Origin of the sequence: Lentzea sokolovensis, assembly GCF_033949975.1 — a bacterium.
In the GTDB taxonomy this organism is placed as follows: Bacteria; Actinomycetota; Actinomycetes; order Mycobacteriales; family Pseudonocardiaceae; genus Lentzea; species Lentzea sokolovensis.
In genome coordinates, this window is sequence record NZ_JAXAVU010000004.1 from 1,064,637 (window position 1) to 1,081,284 (window position 16,648).

Below are 16,648 nucleotides of genomic sequence, written 5' to 3' on the forward strand. Positions count from 1 at the left end.
GCATGGATCTGCGCGAGGTCGAGCCCGCACGCGACCGCCGGGTGCGCCGCACTCGCGCGGCCGTGCTGCGGGCCGTGATCGACCTGGTCACCGAGCGGGGCACGGCGGCGATCACCGTGTCCGAGATCGCCGAGGCCGCCGACGTCAGCAGGCGCGTCGTCTACCAGCACTTCGGCGACCTCGACTCGCTGCTGCTGGAGGCGGGGCTCGACCTCGCCCGGCGCGAGCTGCTGCCCTGTCTCACCGACTTCAGCCAGGCGGCGGACCCGCGGGCCGAGACCCTCGCCATGGCCCGGCACTTCGCCGGCCACATGGTGTTCTACCGCGCCCTGCTCACCGGTTCGTGTGCGTTCGCGCTGGACCGCGGGCTCATCAGCCTGCTGCTGCCGATCAACCGGCAGGCCATCGAGCACCTGTACCGCGACCGGCTCTCCGAGCAGGCAGTCGACGACCTCGCCGCGTTCTTCACGGGCGGCGCCGGATCGTTCGTCACGTCCTGGGTGGTCGCGGGAGCGCCCGATCCGGAGACGTTCACCGACCGGCTGATGAGCCTGATCTCACTACTCCTGGAGCCCCGATGATCAGCCGTCTTCTTCAGCGTGGACTGAAGCTCTCGCCGCCCCTGACCCGCGACGTCGTGGTGCAGCGAGATCTGCGCGTCCCCATGCCCGACGGCGTGGACCTGCTCGCGGACCGGTGGATGCCGCGCTCCGGCGGCGACGGACTGCCGACGGCGTTGATCCGCTCCCCGTACGGCCGGCGCATGTTCGGCGCGGTCATGGCGAGGCCGCTGGCCGAGCGCGGCTACCAGGTGGTGATCCAGAGCGTGCGCGGCGGGTTCGGCTCCGGCGGCGCGTTCGACCCGATGCGCCAGGAACGCGCGGACGGCCTCGCGACGCTCGACTGGCTGGTGGAGCAGTCGTGGAGCGACGCGATCGTGCTCTACGGGCTGAGCTACCTCGGCCACGTGCAGTGGGCGGTCGCCGACCAGCTGCCGCCCCAGGTCAAGGCGATGATCCCGGTGGTGACGGAATCTGCTTTGACGCTGGAGTTCCTGCGCTCCGACGGCATGTCGCTGGAGACGCCGTTCGAGTGGGGTGTGCTGGTCGGCACCCAGCAGCGTCCGTTGGCACTGCTGCGCAAGACGTTCCAGGACAAGAAGACCGCACGAGCGCTGCGGACGCTGCCGTTGCGGGAAGGGGACGTCGCGGCGTTCGGCTCGCGCTCCGCCTACATCCAGGACATCCTCACCCACGACGCCGATTCTCCGCGCTGGCAGGGGTTCGACCACAGCCACCGGGTCGCCGGCGTGACCGTGCCGGTCAGTTCCATCGGCGGCTGGTACGACATCTTCCTGCCCGGTCAGCTGCGCGACTTCCAGGCGCTGCAGGACAACGGCCGTTCCGCGCGGCTGACCGTCGGGCCGTGGACCCACACTCAGGTCATGGCCCCGCCGATCAACGAAGCCTTGGAGTTCGGTCTCGCGCACGCACGCGGTGAAGAACCACCCGAGCGCGCCGCGGTCCGGCTGTACGTGATGGGCGAGGACGCGTGGCGCTCGTTCGACTCCTGGCCGCCCTCCGGCTACTCGCCCACGCGCTTTCACCTGGGCTCGGGCGGCGCACTCGGTACAGCGGCGCCTGAAGAGTCCTCAGTGGACACCTTCCACCACGACCCGGCCGATCCCACTCCGGCATCCGGCGGTGTGCGCCTGGCGCGGGACGGCGGCCGTGTCGACAACACCTCGCTGGAAGCCCGGCCGGACGTGCTCACCTACACCACGCCCGTCCTCGACCAGGACGTCGAGGTGATCGGCGAGGTCAGCGCGGAGATCTGGTTCTCGTCCTCGCTCGCGCACGCCGACGTGTTCGTCCGGCTGTGCGACGTCGATCCTGCCGGGCGTTCGTGGAACGTGTGCGACGGCCTGGTGAGCCTGACATCGGCGGACGAGCCGCAGTGCGCGACTGTCCGATTGTGGCCGACGGCGTACCGCTTCCGCCGCGGGCACCGCATCCGCGTGCAGGTCTCCAGCGGCGCGTTCCCCCGCTACGCCCGCAATCCCGGCACCGGCGAACCGCGGTCGACGGCCGCGACGATGATCGCGGCGGACCAAACGGTCCACTGTGGACCGGCACGGCCGTCCGCGATCATTCTTCCGGTGCGCTGACTCAGGTCCCGTCCCCCTTGCCCTTTCCCTTGCCGGGCTTGCCCTTGCCGCTGTTGTCCGACCCGGCCGGACCGGCCGGCTTGCCCTTGTTCACGGCCTGGATCGGCGGCGCGACGGCCGGAGTGGTCGGCTGCACCGCGACGGGCGCGGGGGTGATCTCCGCGGTGCGCGGCACGGTCGAGGCGGGGGCGGTGGGCGCGGTGGTCTCCTGCGGCTCCGAACCCGTTGACGTGACGCTGTTCCAGGCACTGATCCCCGTGCCGATCGCCGAGATCAGCACCACGATCGAGGCGGCCGCGATCAGTCCGCGCGGCCGGCGTTGCGGAGGCTCCACCACGAGGGTCGGCGGATCTGCCGCAGGCGTGAGCAGAGCCTCGGCGCACTCGCGAGCGGACGGACGGCGAGCCGCGCTCAGGGACGTCATCCTGGACAGCAACCGCACGAGGTCGAACGGCAGGTCGTCCGGCAGCTCCGGGGGCCGGTGCAGGCGAGCGACGGCGGCCTCGACCTCCGCGCCCTCGTACACACGGCGTCCGGTCAGGCACTCCAGCAGCACCAGCCCCAGCGCGTAGACGTCGGCCGCGGCGGAGACCTCCTCGTTGCGCACCTGCTCCGGTGAGAGGTAGGCGGCCGTGCCGACGACGAGTCCGGTCCTGGTGACGCCGGCGTCACCCATGATGCGCACGAGACCGAAGTCGGCGAGGCGCGGGCGGTCGTCGTCATCGAGAAGGATGTTGGAGGGTTTGACGTCACGGTGGACGAAGCCGCGTTCATGCACGTGAGCGAGCGCGTCGGCCAGTGCGGCACCGAGGCGGCGCACGTCCTCGACGGCCATCGGACCGTCCTGGACGCGGTCGCGCAACGTCCTGCCCTCGATCAGCTCCAGCACCACGTACGGCGTCTCGCTGCCCGGATCCGCGTCGTAGACGGTGACCAGGCCCGGATGCGACAGCCCCGCGAGCGCGCAGATCTCGTTGTCGATCCGGCGCGCGTCCGCGAGGTCCTCACCCGGCCGGAACAACTTGACCGCTACGTCGCGCGCGAGCAGGACGTCCCTGGCCCGGCGCACCTGCGCCACGCCACCCGTACCGAGCACCTCGCCCAGCCGGTACCGGTCGGCGAGCAGAAGAGTGTCCGACGGCATGGCTGAGACCTTTCGGTTCGGGCGGGTCCACCCGTGGGTGCCCACCCGGCGGGTGATCCAACCGTGGAGCAGGCTCCACCTGAGAACACCAGCTGCCCCGATCGATCATTTCGCGCCTGGCGACCATTCTGATCAGGACAGATGTCCGGCGAACGAAAGAAGATCATGCCCAGCCTGAAACCGGCCCTCGTCTCACTGGCAGGGGCCTTGTGCGCCATGGCGATGACCGGAACCGCCAGTGCTGTCGTCAACGGGAACGATTCCACCGAGCGCTACGAGTTCATGGCGTCGATCCCGGAGACCGTGCCCGCCGCGGGTGGCGCGAAAGGAGTGTGCGGGGCGTCGCTGATCCACCCCCGGTGGGTCGTCACGGCCGCGCACTGCGCCGACCCGGAAGGAACCGGAGCGGTGCCGGACGGGACCGTCCGCATCGGCAGCGACCGCAGGACGTCCGGCGGCACCGTGCGCGCCATCGACCGCGTGGTGCGACATCCGGGATATCGGCTCGGACAGCCCAACCAGCACGACATCGCGTTGATCCGGCTCGACCGCCCGGTGCGCGAGCAGCCGATCCGCATCGCCACCCGGCCCGGCCGGACGGGAACGCCCACCCGGCTGCTCGGTTTCGGCACCACAGTGGACACGGTCGACATCACCGAGGCCGTGTTCCCCGAACGGCTCCAGCAGCTCGACACCCGGCGTGGCGCGGTGTCCGAGTGCGCGCCGGGCTACGCGGACGCGACGCGGTTGTGCACGATCAGCCGCAAGCCGGGCGCCATGGCGTGCGTCGGCGATTCGGGCGGCCCGCAGATCCAGCGCGGGAAGCACGGCCGGTGGGAGCTGATCGGCACGACCTCCGGCCCCGGCGACACGGACAGCCTCTGTGCGAACGGGCCGGGCCTCTACACGAACGTGCCGGCGCACGCGGAGTGGATTCGCGCGACGATCAATGGCCCCTCGCACCGCTGAACACCTCGTGGCTAATGTCGGCGTGCGGCCGCATTCCGCCCTTCCACGAGAACGAGGAGAAATCGTGCGTGCAATTTCGGCGTTCGTGCTGACCGCGACCGCGGTATTGGCCACCGCATTGCCGGCATCGGCGGCACAGGTCGATGCCGCCGTGGCTCTCCAGTCGCAGGCCAGGCTGGAGGCGCGGGGCGTCGCCGTGGTCGTGCCGACCCGCGTGATGTGCCAGAACGGCGCCACCGGGTCGTTGTGGGTGCAGGTCACCCAGAACGTGCGGGGTGACCTCGCGATCGGCGACAAGTACACGTCGAGCGTTCCGTGCACCGGCGCTTACCACAAGGTCGACGTGACCGTGGTGTCGCGCACGAAAGCATTCCGGCAGGGCGTCGCATTCACTTCCGCGTCGCTGAACGTCTACCTTCCGCCGGACAGTTCGAGCATTGTGGAAAGCGACAGGGAAATGATGCTCGTCAGGTAGTCGTCGCCCGCCGTTTGATAGCGGTGGAGGCGCGGACCACGAGCTCCGGCTGGAACTTCACGTGCCGGTGCTCGTGGTCCGGCTCGTTCTCCGTCAGCAGCAGCTGGGCGGCGGTGCGGCCCAGCTGCTCACGCGGCTGGCGCACGGACGTCAACGGCACGGCGGCGGCCGCGGCGAACTCGATGTCGTCGTAGCCGACGACGGCCAGGTCGTCCGGCACGCGCAGACCCTGCTGCGTCATCGACTGCAGCAGGCCCAGGGCGAGCAGGTCGTTGGCGCAGAACGCCGCCGTGGGACGGCGCGAGGCGGGCAGGCCGACCAGTCTCTCCCCCGCCTCCCGGCCTTCCGCCACCTGCAGGCTCCTGGTTTCGAGGAACGTGAGCGCGTCCGCGGGCAGCCCGGCGTTTGTCAGCGCTCGCATCGCACCCTCGCGCCGGTCGCGCACCTGCTGGATGGACAGGGGGCCGCCGACCATCGCGATGCGGGTGTGGCCGCTCTCGATCAGGTGGGTGACCGCCAGTTCGCCGCCGAGCACGTCGTCCACGGCCACCGAGCAGCGCGTGCCGTCCACCGCCTCGCGGTCGACCAGCACCACGGGCGTGCCGCGTTCGGCGATCTGCGCGCTCTCCGCGTCGACCGGGGTGATCAAGATGCCCTCGACGCGTTGTTCGTGCAGCAGCTCCAAGTACTCGCGTTCACGGCCGTCGTCCGACGCGCTGTTGCACAGGAACAGGGCGAGGCCGGCCTCTCGCGCCGCGTCCTCGACACCGCGTGCCACGTCCGTGAAGAACGGGTTCGCCGCGTCGAGCACGACGTAGGCGATCACCCTGCTGCGACCCGCGCGCAACTGGCGCGCGGACTCGTTGCGCACGAAGCCGAGTTGCTCGATGGCGGCCAGCACCCGCTGGCGCGTGGCCGGGGCGACGACGTCGGGACGGTTCAGCACGTTCGAGACGGTCGCGTTGGACACGCCGGCGTGCTGCGCGACGTCGCGGATGCCCACTGACGGCTTCACCGGCGGCTCCTTTGTTGAAACGTGACAACGAATCGTACCCCGCAACCCTTGACATGGTGCCGTAACACACCCAGAGTGCTCGTAACTCAGGCGTTAAAACGTTTCAACATCGAGGAGACGGACGTGGACCGACCTCCCGTGGTGACACTGGACGAGGTGAGCAAGTCCTTCGGCGCCGTCCGCGCGTTGTCCGGGGTGTCGCTGCGACTGCTGCCCGGCGAGGCCCACGCGTTGCTCGGGGAGAACGGCGCCGGCAAGTCGACGCTGATCAAGACACTCGCCGGAGTCCACCGCCCGGACGCCGGCCAGGTGCTCGTCGACGGGGCCGCGCAACGGTTCTCCGGTCCCGCCGACGCGCTCGCCGCGGGCATCGCGATCATCTACCAGGAACCGACGCTGTTCGGCGACCTGTCAGTGGCCGAGAACGTGTTCATGGGCCGCCAGCCGCTCGGGTTCGGCCGCCGCATCGACGTCGCCACGATGCACTCCCGCACGTCGGAGTTGTTCTCCCGCCTGGGGGTCAAGCTCGACCCGGCCCGTCCGGCACGCGGACTGTCCATCGCGGACCAGCAACTCGTCGAGATCGCCAAGGCGTTGTCGTTCGACGCCCGCGTGATCGTCATGGACGAACCGACCGCGGCCCTGTCCGAGCACGAGGTCCAACGGCTTTTCGGTGTGGTGCAGGCATTGCGCGCACAGGACGCCGCCGTGCTGTTCGTCTCGCACCGGCTGGGCGAGGTGTTCGAACTGTGCCAGCGCGCCACCGTGCTGCGCGACGGCGAGTTCGTGTGGTCCGGCGAACTGTCCGACGAGACTCCGGACTCGTTGGTGCGCCGCATGGTCGGCCGCGAGCTGTCCCAGCTCTTCCCCAAACAGGACACGACCGCCGGCGAAGTGCTGCTCTCGGTGCAACGACTGACCCGTGAAGGCGTGTTCACCGACGTTTCGTTCGACGTCCGGGCGGGCGAGATCGTCGCCCTGTCAGGGCTGGTCGGCGCCGGACGCAGCGAGGTGGCGCGGGCGATCTTCGGCATCGACCGTCCCGACGCGGGTTCTGTGCACGTGAACAACCGGAAGCTGAAGTACGGCTCCCCCACCGCCGCGATGGCCGCGGGCATCGGGTTCGTGCCGGAAGACCGCCGCCAGCAAGGACTCGTGATGGACGCGTCCATCGAACGCAACACCGCGCTCGCCTCACTGGGCAGGCTGTCGAAGTTCGGGTTGCTGCGCCGCCGCAGTGAACGTGCTCTCGCCCAGGACTGGGCGGTGAAGCTGCGGCTGAAGTTCTCCCGGCTGAGCGACCCGGTCGGCGTGCTGTCCGGCGGCAACCAGCAGAAGGTCGTGCTGGCGAAGTGGCTGGCGCGCAACCCGTCGGTGCTGATCGTCGACGAACCGACGCGGGGCATCGACGTCGGCACGAAGGCCGAGGTGCACCGGCTGCTGTCGGAACTGGCCGGGCAGGGCGTGGCGGTGCTGATGATCTCGTCGGAACTGCCCGAGGTGCTCGGCATGGCCGACCGCGTGCTGGTGATGCACGAAGGCCGTCTGGTCGAGGAACTCTCGCGGGCCGAGGCGACCGAGGAACGGGTGGCGATGGCAGCCGCGGGACAGGTGATGGCGCCATGACCACCCAACTCACCCCAGCGGTCGCCCCTGCCCGTCGCACCGCCGCCCGCCGCCTCACCACCCGCGTCGGACGGGTCCGCGAACTCGGCATCGTCGTGGCGCTGGCCCTCGTGGTCATCCCCACCGCGATCGTCAACCCGCGGTTCATCCAGGCCCAAAGCCTGCGCGACCTCCTCCTCAACGCCTCGATCGTCGCGCTTCTCGCGGTGGGCCAGACCCTCGTCGTCATCACCCGCAACGTCGACCTGTCCGTCGGCTCGGTCCTGGGCCTGTCCGCGTTCCTCACGGCCCAGCACTTCGCCGACAACCCCGGCACCCCACTGGTCCTGGGCATCGGTTTCGGCGTGGCGGTCGGTCTCGCCTGCGGACTGCTCAACGGCCTGCTGGTCGCACTCGGCAACGTCCCCAGCCTCGTGGTCACCCTCGGCACGCTGTACGTGTTCCGCGGCGTCGACTACGCGCTGGCGCAAGGCAAGCAGGTCAACGCCTCCAACCTCCCCGACGCCCTGCTGAACCTCGGCAGCAGCCGCGTCCTCGGCATTCCGATCCTGGTGCTGGTCGCCGTCGTCGTGATCGTGGTGGCCGCCGTCTACCTGCGCTCCTACCGGTCCGGCCGCGAGCTGTACGCGATCGGCTCGAACCCGGAGGCCGCCACGCTCGCCGGCATCCCGGTCGCGAAGCGCACGCTCACAACATTCGCCGTCTCCGGACTCATCGCCGGGCTCGCGGGCGCGCTCTGGGTGGCCCGCTACGGCACGGTCGACGCGGCCGCGGGCACCGGCCTCGAACTCCAGGTCGTCGCGGCGGTCGTGGTCGGCGGCGTCGCGATCTTCGGCGGATCCGGCACGGTCACCGGCGCGGCGCTCGGCGCGCTCCTGCTGGGCACGATCACCAGCTGCCTGGTGGTGTTGCAGATCCCCGCGTTCTGGCAGCAGGCGATCGCGGGCGCGCTCCTGCTCAGCGCGCTCACCGTCGACCGGCTCCTGGCACTGCGACTGGCGAAAGCCCTGCGCACCTCCGAAGGGACCAGCCATGCGTAACCTCCTGCGGTGGGAGACCGCGCTGGTGTTCCTGCTGATCGTGGTGGCGCTGACAGGTCAGGTGAGCACCGACGGCTCGTTCCTGTCCGGTGGCAACCTCTTCTACCTCGGCCTCGACATCGGCGAGATCGCGCTGATCGCCCTCCCGCTCACGCTGGTGATCGTCGCGGGCGAGATCGACCTGTCCGTCGCGTCGGTGCTCGGCCTGTCCAGCGCGCTGATCGGCTGGCTGTGGAACGCGGGCTGGTCACTGGAGACGATCCTGCCCACGGTGATCGTCGTGGGCGCCGTGTGCGGCGCGGTCAACGGCCTGCTCGTCACGCGGCTCGGACTGCCCTCGCTCGCCGTCACCATCGGCACGCTCGCGCTCTACCGCGGCCTCGCGCTGGTCGTCCTGGGCGACACCGCGGTCGCCGACTTCCCGGCGAGCTACACCTCGTTCGGCACGACCCCGTTGCCCGGCACCGACATCCCCTATCCGATCGTGCTGGCCGCGATCCTCGCCGTCCTGTTCGGCGTGGCCCTGCACGCCAGTTCGTTCGGCAGGTCCGTCTTCGCGATCGGCGCCAACGAAGAGGGCGCGCGCTTCTCCGGCATCAGGGTCAAGCGCATCAAGCTGTCCTTGTTCGTGCTCGCCGGGGCCGTCGCCGCGATCGCGGGCATCGTCTACACGTTCCGCTTCTCCAGTGCCCGCGCGGACAACGGCGTCGGGCTCGAACTCGCCGTCGTCGCCGCGGTGCTGCTCGGCGGCGTGTCCATCTTCGGCGGCAAGGGATCGCTCTTCGGCGTGCTCGCGGGCGTGCTGTTGCTGGGCGGCCTGCGCAACCTCCTGATCCTGCAGGACACCTCGACCGAGGTCCTCACCATCGTCACCGGCCTCCTGCTGCTGGTGAGCGTTCTCGCCCCGTCCGTCACCCGTCGCGTTGGAAGTCTGAGGAAGGCCGCGCCATGAAGACACGTCTAGTGCTTGCCCTGGTGATGTCCGGGGCAGTCGCGCTCACCGCCTGCGGTGGCACCACGAAGGACAGCGCCGGTGATCAGACCGGTGGTGCCACCAACGCCGCCAAGGGTGATCCCAACGCGGCGCTCAAAGAGGGCCTGAAGATCACGTTCCTGCCCAAGCAGGTCAACAACCCGTACTTCACGGTGGCGCAGAAGGGTGCCGAGCAGGCGGGCACGGCGATCAAGGCCGAGCTCAAGGCCACCGGACCGTCCGACGCGGCCGCGTCCTCGCAGGTCACCTACATCAACACCGCCGCGCAGCAGAAGCAGGACGCGCTGGTGATCTCCGCGAACGACGCCAACGCCGTGGCACCGGCGTTGAAGAGCGCACGGTCACAAGGACTCAAGGTCGTCACGTTCGACTCCGACGCGGCGCCGGACGCGCGCGACGTCTTCATCAACCAGGCCAGGTCGACCGAGATCGCCGCCGGGCAGGTGAAGCTGATCTCCGAGGCGGTCGGCGGGTCCGGTGAGATCGCGATCCTGTCCGCGACTCCCAACGCCACCAACCAGAACGCGTGGATCGAGGTCATGAAGACCGAGCTCACGAAGCCCGAGTACGCCGGTCTCAAGCTCGTGGAGACCGCGTACGGCAACGACGACGACCAGACGTCGTTCCAGAAGACGCAGGGTCTGCTGCAGGCGCACCCGAACCTCAAGGGCATCATCTCGCCGACCACCGTCGGTGTCGCGGCGGCCGCCCGGTACCTCAGCTCGTCGGAGTACAAGGGCAAGGTGCAGCTGACCGGTCTCGGCACGCCGAACCAGATGCGCAAGTTCGTCCAGGACGACACCGTGAAGTCGTTCGCCCTGTGGGACCCGAGCAAGCTCGGCTACCTCGCCACCTACACCGCGGCCGCACTCGCGTCCGGGCAGATCACCGGTGCCGAGGGCGAGAAGTACAAGGCCGGTGAACTCGGCGACTACACGATCGGTGCCAAGGGCGAGGTCGTGCTCGGCCCGCCGACCGTGTTCACCAAGGACAACATCGACAAGTTCGACTTCTGACGTGCGCGTCTGCTTCACCTTGCGGGTCCGCCCCGGTCGTCTCGACGACTACCGGGCGCGGCACCGCGAGGTGTGGCCGGAGATGCGGGCCGCCCTCAGCGAAGCGGGATGGCGCAACTACTCCCTCTTCCTCGCTGAGGACGGCCTGCTGATCGGCTACCTCGAGTGCGACGACTTCGACTCGGCGCTCGCGGAGATGGCGCGCACCGAGGTCAACGCGCGCTGGCAAGCCGAGATGGCGGAGTTCTTCGACGGCGACGGCAACGCCGACGAACGGATGCGGCCGCTCGACGAGGTCTTCCACCTCGACTGAAATGCTTTGGGGAGAACCATGAGTGTGAAGGACGCGCTGCGCGAGCAGCGGATCGAGACGCCGTCGTGGGCGTACGGCAACTCCGGCACCCGGTTCAAGGTGTTCGCGCAGCAGGGAGTTCCGCGCACGCCGTACGAGAAGATCGACGACGCCGCGGTGGTGCACCGGCTCACGGGCATCGCGCCGACCGTCGCGTTGCACATCCCGTGGGACAGGGTCGACGACTACGGGAAGCTGTCCGAGTACGCGCGGGACCGCGGTGTCGCGCTCGGGGCCATCAACTCCAACGTGTTCCAGGACGACGACTACAAGCTCGGCAGCGTCTGCCATCCAGACGCGACGGTGCGACGCAAGGCGATCGGGCACCTGTTGGACTGCATCGACATCATGGACCAGACGGGGTCACGGGATCTCAAGCTCTGGTTCGCCGACGGCCTGAACTACCCCGGTCAGGACAACCTCCGTGCCCGTCAGGACCGGCTCGCCGAAGCGTTGGCCGAGACCTGCGAACGGCTCGGCGCGGATCAGCGGATGTTGCTGGAGTACAAGCTCTTCGAGCCCGCCTTCTACGCCACGGACGTGCCGGACTGGGGCACGGCGTTCGCGCACTGCCTGCAGCTGGGCGAACGGGCGCAGGTCGTGATCGACACCGGGCACCACGCCCCCGGCACGAACATCGAGTTCATCGTGTCGTTCCTGCTGCGGGCGGACAAGCTCGGCGCGTTCGACTTCAACTCGCGCTTCTACGCCGACGACGACCTGATGGCCGGGGCCGCCGACCCGTTCCAGCTGTTCCGGATCATGCACGAGATCGTGTTGGCCGACGCGCTGAAGCCCGCCGCCGGCATCGCGTTCATGCTCGACCAGTGCCACAACCTGGAGCCGAAGATCCCGGCGATCATCCGGTCGGTGCTCAACGTCCAGGAGGCGACGGCCAAGGCCCTCCTGGTCGACCAGGAGGCGTTGTCGGAGGCCCAGCGGGCCGGTGACGTGCTGGGAGCCAATGCCGCGGTGATGGACGCCTACAACACCGACGTGCGGCCACTTCTGCGGGAGCTGCGCGAGGACATGGGCCTCGATCCCGATCCGATGGCCGCGTACCGGCGGTCCGGGTACGCCGAGCAGATCGTCAGGGAACGAGTCGGTGGCGAGGCCGCCGGGTGGGGTGCGTGATGGAGCAGGTCCAAGCGCTGCTGGGGCGGAGCAACCGGCTCGGCGCCGATCCGCGCAACACCAACTACGCGGGTGGCAACACCTCGGCCAAGGGATCCGAGACGGATCCGGTGACCGGGCAGCCCGTGGACCTGATGTGGGTCAAGGGATCCGGCGGGGACCTGGGCACGTTGCGAGAGGCCGGGCTGGCGGTCCTGAGGCTCGACCGGCTCCGCGCGCTGACCGAGGTCTATCCGGGCGTGGAGCGCGAGGACGAGATGGTCGCCGCGTTCGACTTCTGCCTGCACGGCAAGGGAGGCGCGGCACCGTCGATCGACACGGCCATGCACGGCCTCGTCGACGCCGCCCACGTCGACCACCTGCATCCGGACGCGGGCATCGCGTTCGCGACGGCCGCGGACGGAGAGGCGCTGGTCAAGGCCTGCTTCGGCGAGCGCGTGGCGTGGGTCCCGTGGCGGCGGCCCGGTTTCCAGCTGGGGCTGGACATCGCGGCGATCAGGCGCGACCACCCGCAGGCGATCGGTGTCGTCCTGGGCGGGCACGGCATCACCGCGTGGGGCGCGACCAGCGAGGAGTGCGAGGCTCATTCGCTGGAGATCATCGAGACCGCCCAGCGCCACCTCGACGAGCACGGCCGCGCCGAGCCGTTCGGGCCGGTGGTCCACGCACCGCTGTCCTCGGAGGAGCGACGGGTGCGGGCCGCCGAGTTGGCGCCGGTGATCCGCGGTCTGGCCTCCACCGACAGCCCCCAGATCGGTCACTTCACCGACTCCGGCGTGGTGCTCGACTTCCTGTCGCGGGAACGGCATCCGGAGCTGGCCGCGCTCGGCACGTCGTGTCCCGACCACTTCCTGCGCACCAAGGTCCGGCCGCTGGTGCTCGACCTGCCACCGGCCGCGCCGCTGGAAGACGTGGTGGAGCGCCTGAAACTCCTGCACGCCGCCTATCGCGAGGACTACCGGGCGTACTACGAGCGGCACGCTGAGCCGGACAGCCCGCCGATGCGCGGCGCCGACCCGGCGATCGTGCTCGTGCCGGGCGTCGGGATGTTCAGCTTCGGCCGCGACAAGCAGACCGCGCGCGTAGCCGCGGAGTTCTACGTGAACGCCATCAACGTCATGCGGGGCGCCGAATCCGTCTCGCGGTACGCACCGATCGACGAGCGTGAGAAGTTCCGCATCGAGTACTGGTCGCTCGAAGAGGCCAAGCTCCAGCGGATGCCGAAACCCAAACCGCTCGCCACCCGCGTCGCGCTCGTCACCGGCGGTGGTTCGGGCATCGGTCGCGCGGTCGCTCAGAGGCTGGCCGCCGAGGGCGCGTGCGTCGTGGTGGCCGACCGGGACGGCGACAGCGCGCGTGAGGTCGCTTCAGGCCTGGGTTCCTCGGACGTGGCGGTGCCGGTGACGGTCGACGTCACCTCCGCCGCGGGCATCGCCGAGGCGTTCCGCGTGGCCGCGCTCGCGTTCGGCGGCGTGGACCTGGTGGTCAACAACGCGGGCCTGTCGATCTCCAAGCCGCTCGAACTGACCACCGAGGCCGACTGGGACCTCCAGCACGACGTGATGGCCAAGGGGTCGTTCCTGGTCTCGCAGCAGGCGGCCAAGGTCATGCGCGCCCAGGGCATGGGAGGCGATCTCATCTACATCTCCAGCAAGAACGCGGTCTTCGCCGGCCCGAACAACGTCGCGTACGGGGCGGCCAAGGCCGACCAGGCGCACCAGGTCCGGTTGCTGGCGGCCGAACTCGGCGAGGACGGCATCCGCGTCAACGGCATCAACCCGGACGGCGTGGTCCGCGGCTCCGGGATCTTCGCCGGCGGCTGGGGCGCCCAACGTGCCGCCGTCTACGGCGTGCCCGAGGAGAAGCTCGGCGAGTTCTACGCCCAGCGCACGCTGCTCAAGCGCGAGGTGCTGCCCTCCCACGTGGCAGCGGCGGTGTTCGCGCTGACAGCAGGCGACCTGTCCCTCACGACCGGCCTGCACGTGCCGGTCGACGCCGGTGTCGCAGCGGCGTTCCTGCGATGACCGCGGTCGCCGCGATCGACCTCGGCGCGTCCAGCGGCCGCGTGGTGCGAGGGGTCTTCACCGACGGCGACGTTCACCTCGAGGAGGTGCACCGGTTCGCCAACGGGCCGGTGCGCCACCGCGACCGGCTGCACTGGGACCTGCCCCACCTCTACCACGAGGTTCTCACTGGGCTGAGACTCGCGGGTGGTCTGGCCAGCATCGGCATCGACAGCTGGGCGGTCGACTACGGCCTGCTCGACGCGTCCGGCGAGTTGCTGGGCAATCCCGTTTGTTATCGCGACTCCCGCACCGACGGCATCACGCCCGCCGATGGCCTGTACGAGATCAACGGGCTGCAGTTCCAGCCGTTCAACACGATGTTCCAGCTCATGGCCGAACCCCTGCTCCCCCAGGCCTCCCAGCTCCTGCTGATCCCCGACCTGCTCTCGTACTGGCTGACCGGGCAACGCGGCACCGAGTACACCAACGCCACCACGACGGGCCTGATCGACGTCCGAACAGGACAGTGGTCACCCGAGCTGACGCGTGACCTCCCACCCGGTCTGCTGCCGGCCCTGCGTCACCCCGGCGACCCCGCGGGCACCTTCAAGGGCATTCCCGTCACCGCGGTCGGTTCGCACGACACCGCGTCCGCCGTCGTAGCGGTGCCCGCCGAGACGGACCGGTTCGCCTACATCTCGTGCGGTACCTGGTCCCTGGTCGGCGTCGAGCTCGACCTCCCGGTGCTCACCGCCGAGAGCCGCGCCGCCAATTTCACCAACGAGGGCGGCGTGGACGGCACGATCCGCTACCTCCGCAACGTGATGGGCCTCTGGCTCCTGCAGGAATGCTTGCGTGCCTGGAACACCGAGCTGGAACCGTTGCTGCGGGAAGCCGAGCAGGTGGCCGGATCGGTGTTCGACCCCAACGACCCCGTGTTCCTCCCGCCCGGCGACATGCCCGCCCGGATCGAACGAGCCTGCGGGAAGACGATGACGCGAGCGGAAGTCGTCCGGTCCATTCTGGACAGTCTCGCGCTCGCCCACCGCGACGCCATCGCGGACGCGCAGCGGTTGTCCGGCAAGGAGGTCGACGTCGTGCACATCGTCGGTGGCGGCTCGCGCAACGAGTTGCTCTGCCAGCTCACCGCCGACGCGTGCGGACTGCCCGTCGTGGCGGGTCCGGCGGAGGCGACCGCGCTGGGCAACGTCCTGGTGCAGGCTCGTGCCGTGGGCGCGGCCCACGGCACTCTCGCCGATCTCAGGAAGCTGGTGCGGCAGTCGCTGCCGCTACGGCGTTACCTCCCGCGATGATTTTTCGAGAGAAGTTTCGAAAATTATTCGTCTGTCCGTGCGGATTGACTCTCGTTCGCGCGCAGCCCTAGGTTCGTTGCAGGTTCGTCTTTTCACTCCTTTTCGAAAGGAACGTGAGAGATGCGCAGGCGTTCGTTCCTCGGCCTGGCCGCCACCGGTGCACTCGTCCCCACCGTCGCCCAGGCTGATGCCAGGGGCGAACGCTGGGTCACCACGTGGACTTCGATGCCCCAGCTGACGGAACCGCACAACATGCCACCGCCGCCGTTCACCCAGGAGAACCTCGTGCTGGCGGACGCCACGCTGCGCCAGACCGTCCAGGTCTCGGTGGGCGGCCGGCGGATGCGGTTGCGGTTCTCCAACGCGTTCGGCGGGGCGGTGCTGCCGATCACCGCGGTCACCGTCGCACTGCCGGTGGACGGCCGCGCGGGCGTCAGTGCGGTCCAGCCGGGGACGGTCCGCCGGGTGACGTTCGGCGGCAGGGCCTCGGCGAACGTTCCGGTCGGCGCGCTGGTCCTGTCCGACCCGCTCGGCTTCACCCTCGCTCCGGGCACGAACCTCACCGTGACCGCCTACTTCGCGAGCGGCCAGGCGTCCACGGCGATCACCTCGCACCCCGGCTCCCGCACCACGTCGCACCTGGTGGCGGGCAACCACGTCGACTCCCCGGATCTGCCGAGCGCGACCCCCACCGACCACTGGTACTTCGTCAGCGGCGTCGAGGTGCGCGCGGACGCCGCCAGCGTGGTCGTGATCGGCGACTCGCTGACCGACGGCCGCGGCTCGACCACCAACGGCAACGACCGCTGGCCCAACCAGCTCTTCGACCGGTTGCGGGGCAAGGACATCGCGGTCCTCAACCAGGCCGCGGGCGGCAACCGCGTGCTCAACGACGGCCTCGGTCCCAGCGTGCTGGCCCGGCTGGACCGCGACCTCCTCGCGCAGAGCGCCGTCCGGTGGCTGATCCTCTTCGAGGGCGTCAACGACATCGGTACCGCCGCGCCGGACGAAACCGCCCAGAAGCAGGTGTCCGACGACCTGATCGCCGCCTACCAGCAGATCGTCGACCGCGCCCACGCACACGACATCCGGGTCTACGGCGCCACACTGCTTCCGTTCGGCGGCAGCGGCTACGACGATCCAGGCGGCATGCGCGAGTCGGCCAGGCAGACCGTCAACCGCTGGATCCGCACGAGCCACCGCTTCGACGCGGTCATCGACTTCGACGCTGCTGTGCGCGATCCGGCCGATCCGCGGCGACTCCTCGCCGCCGCGGACGTCGGTGACCACCTGCACCTGAACCCGACCGGTAACCGAATGCTCGCGGAGGCGGTGCCGATCCGCCTGTTCCGGTAGTCGATCCTCCACCGGAGCAGAGGAAAGGGCGGACGGCACTT

General features: G+C 69.7%; 15 protein-coding genes. 13 read left to right on the plus strand and 2 right to left on the minus strand.

The genetic code is table 11. From position 1 onward, the window contains the following. Positions 1-2 precede the first annotated feature (2 nt). Positions 3-581 carry a TetR/AcrR family transcriptional regulator gene (locus tag SK854_RS10180; RefSeq protein ID WP_319974764.1) on the plus strand — a complete coding sequence of 193 codons (579 nt, stop codon included), beginning with the start codon at positions 3-5 and terminating at the stop codon, positions 579-581. Then, on the plus strand, positions 578-2,167 hold the full coding sequence (locus SK854_RS10185) for a CocE/NonD family hydrolase (RefSeq protein WP_319974765.1): 1,590 nt from the start codon (positions 578-580) through the stop codon (positions 2,165-2,167). The genes SK854_RS10180 and SK854_RS10185 overlap by 4 nt, the downstream gene beginning before the upstream one ends. Before the next feature lies 1 nt (position 2,168). On the opposite strand, the gene SK854_RS10190 is transcribed toward SK854_RS10185, so the two are convergent. Then, positions 2,169-3,311 carry a serine/threonine-protein kinase gene (locus SK854_RS10190; protein ID WP_319974766.1) on the minus strand — a complete coding sequence of 381 codons (1,143 nt, stop codon included), beginning with the start codon at positions 3,309-3,311 and terminating at the stop codon, positions 2,169-2,171. 141 nt (positions 3,312-3,452) lie between these two features. Here SK854_RS10190 and SK854_RS10195 point away from each other — a divergent pair, with 141 nt between their 5' ends. Together SK854_RS10195 and SK854_RS10200 are read left to right on the plus strand one after the other, a co-directional pair. Beyond that, complete coding sequence (locus tag SK854_RS10195) at positions 3,453-4,280, plus strand: S1 family peptidase (RefSeq protein ID WP_319974767.1); 828 nt, start codon at positions 3,453-3,455, stop codon at positions 4,278-4,280. Positions 4,281-4,344: 64 nt separating this feature from the next. Beyond that, complete coding sequence (locus SK854_RS10200) at positions 4,345-4,755, plus strand: hypothetical protein (protein WP_319974768.1); 411 nt, start codon at positions 4,345-4,347, stop codon at positions 4,753-4,755. Here SK854_RS10200 and SK854_RS10205 read toward each other — a convergent pair. Then, on the minus strand, positions 4,748-5,770 hold the full coding sequence (locus tag SK854_RS10205; protein ID WP_319974769.1) for a LacI family DNA-binding transcriptional regulator: 1,023 nt from the start codon (positions 5,768-5,770) through the stop codon (positions 4,748-4,750). The two genes, SK854_RS10200 and SK854_RS10205, sit on opposite strands and share 8 nt — an antisense overlap. Positions 5,771-5,878: 108 nt before the next feature. On the opposite strand from SK854_RS10205, the gene SK854_RS10210 reads away from it, so the two are divergent. The 9 genes from SK854_RS10210 (at position 5,879) to SK854_RS10250 (ending at position 16,607) form a co-directional block, all read left to right on the plus strand. Then, on the plus strand, positions 5,879-7,396 hold the full coding sequence (locus tag SK854_RS10210; RefSeq protein ID WP_406601756.1) for a sugar ABC transporter ATP-binding protein: 1,518 nt from the start codon (positions 5,879-5,881) through the stop codon (positions 7,394-7,396). Continuing rightward, positions 7,393-8,436 carry an ABC transporter permease gene (locus SK854_RS10215; protein WP_319974771.1) on the plus strand — a complete coding sequence of 348 codons (1,044 nt, stop codon included), beginning with the start codon at positions 7,393-7,395 and terminating at the stop codon, positions 8,434-8,436. Before SK854_RS10210 ends, SK854_RS10215 begins: the two co-directional genes overlap by 4 nt. Further along, the gene (locus SK854_RS10220; RefSeq protein WP_319974772.1) at positions 8,429-9,388 is read left to right on the plus strand and encodes an ABC transporter permease; all 960 of its coding nucleotides are present in this window, start codon (positions 8,429-8,431) and stop codon (positions 9,386-9,388) included. The genes SK854_RS10215 and SK854_RS10220 overlap by 8 nt, the downstream gene beginning before the upstream one ends. Further along, on the plus strand, positions 9,385-10,446 hold the full coding sequence (rhaS, locus tag SK854_RS10225; RefSeq protein ID WP_319974773.1) for a rhamnose ABC transporter substrate-binding protein: 1,062 nt from the start codon (positions 9,385-9,387) through the stop codon (positions 10,444-10,446). Before SK854_RS10220 ends, rhaS begins: the two co-directional genes overlap by 4 nt. Before the next feature lies 1 nt (position 10,447). Beyond that, positions 10,448-10,759, plus strand: a complete 312-nt coding sequence (locus SK854_RS10230; protein WP_319974774.1) for an L-rhamnose mutarotase — start codon at positions 10,448-10,450, stop codon at positions 10,757-10,759. A gap of 18 nt (positions 10,760-10,777) precedes the next feature. Further along, positions 10,778-11,932 (plus strand): L-rhamnose isomerase, encoded by a 1,155-nt coding sequence (gene rhaI / locus SK854_RS10235; RefSeq protein WP_319974775.1) that lies wholly within the window; start codon positions 10,778-10,780, stop codon positions 11,930-11,932. After that, a complete protein-coding gene (locus tag SK854_RS10240; RefSeq protein ID WP_319974776.1) occupies positions 11,932-13,956 on the plus strand; it encodes a bifunctional aldolase/short-chain dehydrogenase in 2,025 nt (674 codons plus the stop codon). Before rhaI ends, SK854_RS10240 begins: the two co-directional genes overlap by 1 nt. Beyond that, positions 13,953-15,251 carry a rhamnulokinase gene (locus tag SK854_RS10245; protein ID WP_319974777.1) on the plus strand — a complete coding sequence of 433 codons (1,299 nt, stop codon included), beginning with the start codon at positions 13,953-13,955 and terminating at the stop codon, positions 15,249-15,251. Before SK854_RS10240 ends, SK854_RS10245 begins: the two co-directional genes overlap by 4 nt. Positions 15,252-15,371: 120 nt before the next feature. Beyond that, entirely contained in the window at positions 15,372-16,607 is a 1,236-nt protein-coding gene (locus SK854_RS10250) for an SGNH/GDSL hydrolase family protein (protein WP_319974778.1), read from the plus strand. Positions 16,608-16,648 lie beyond the last annotated feature (41 nt).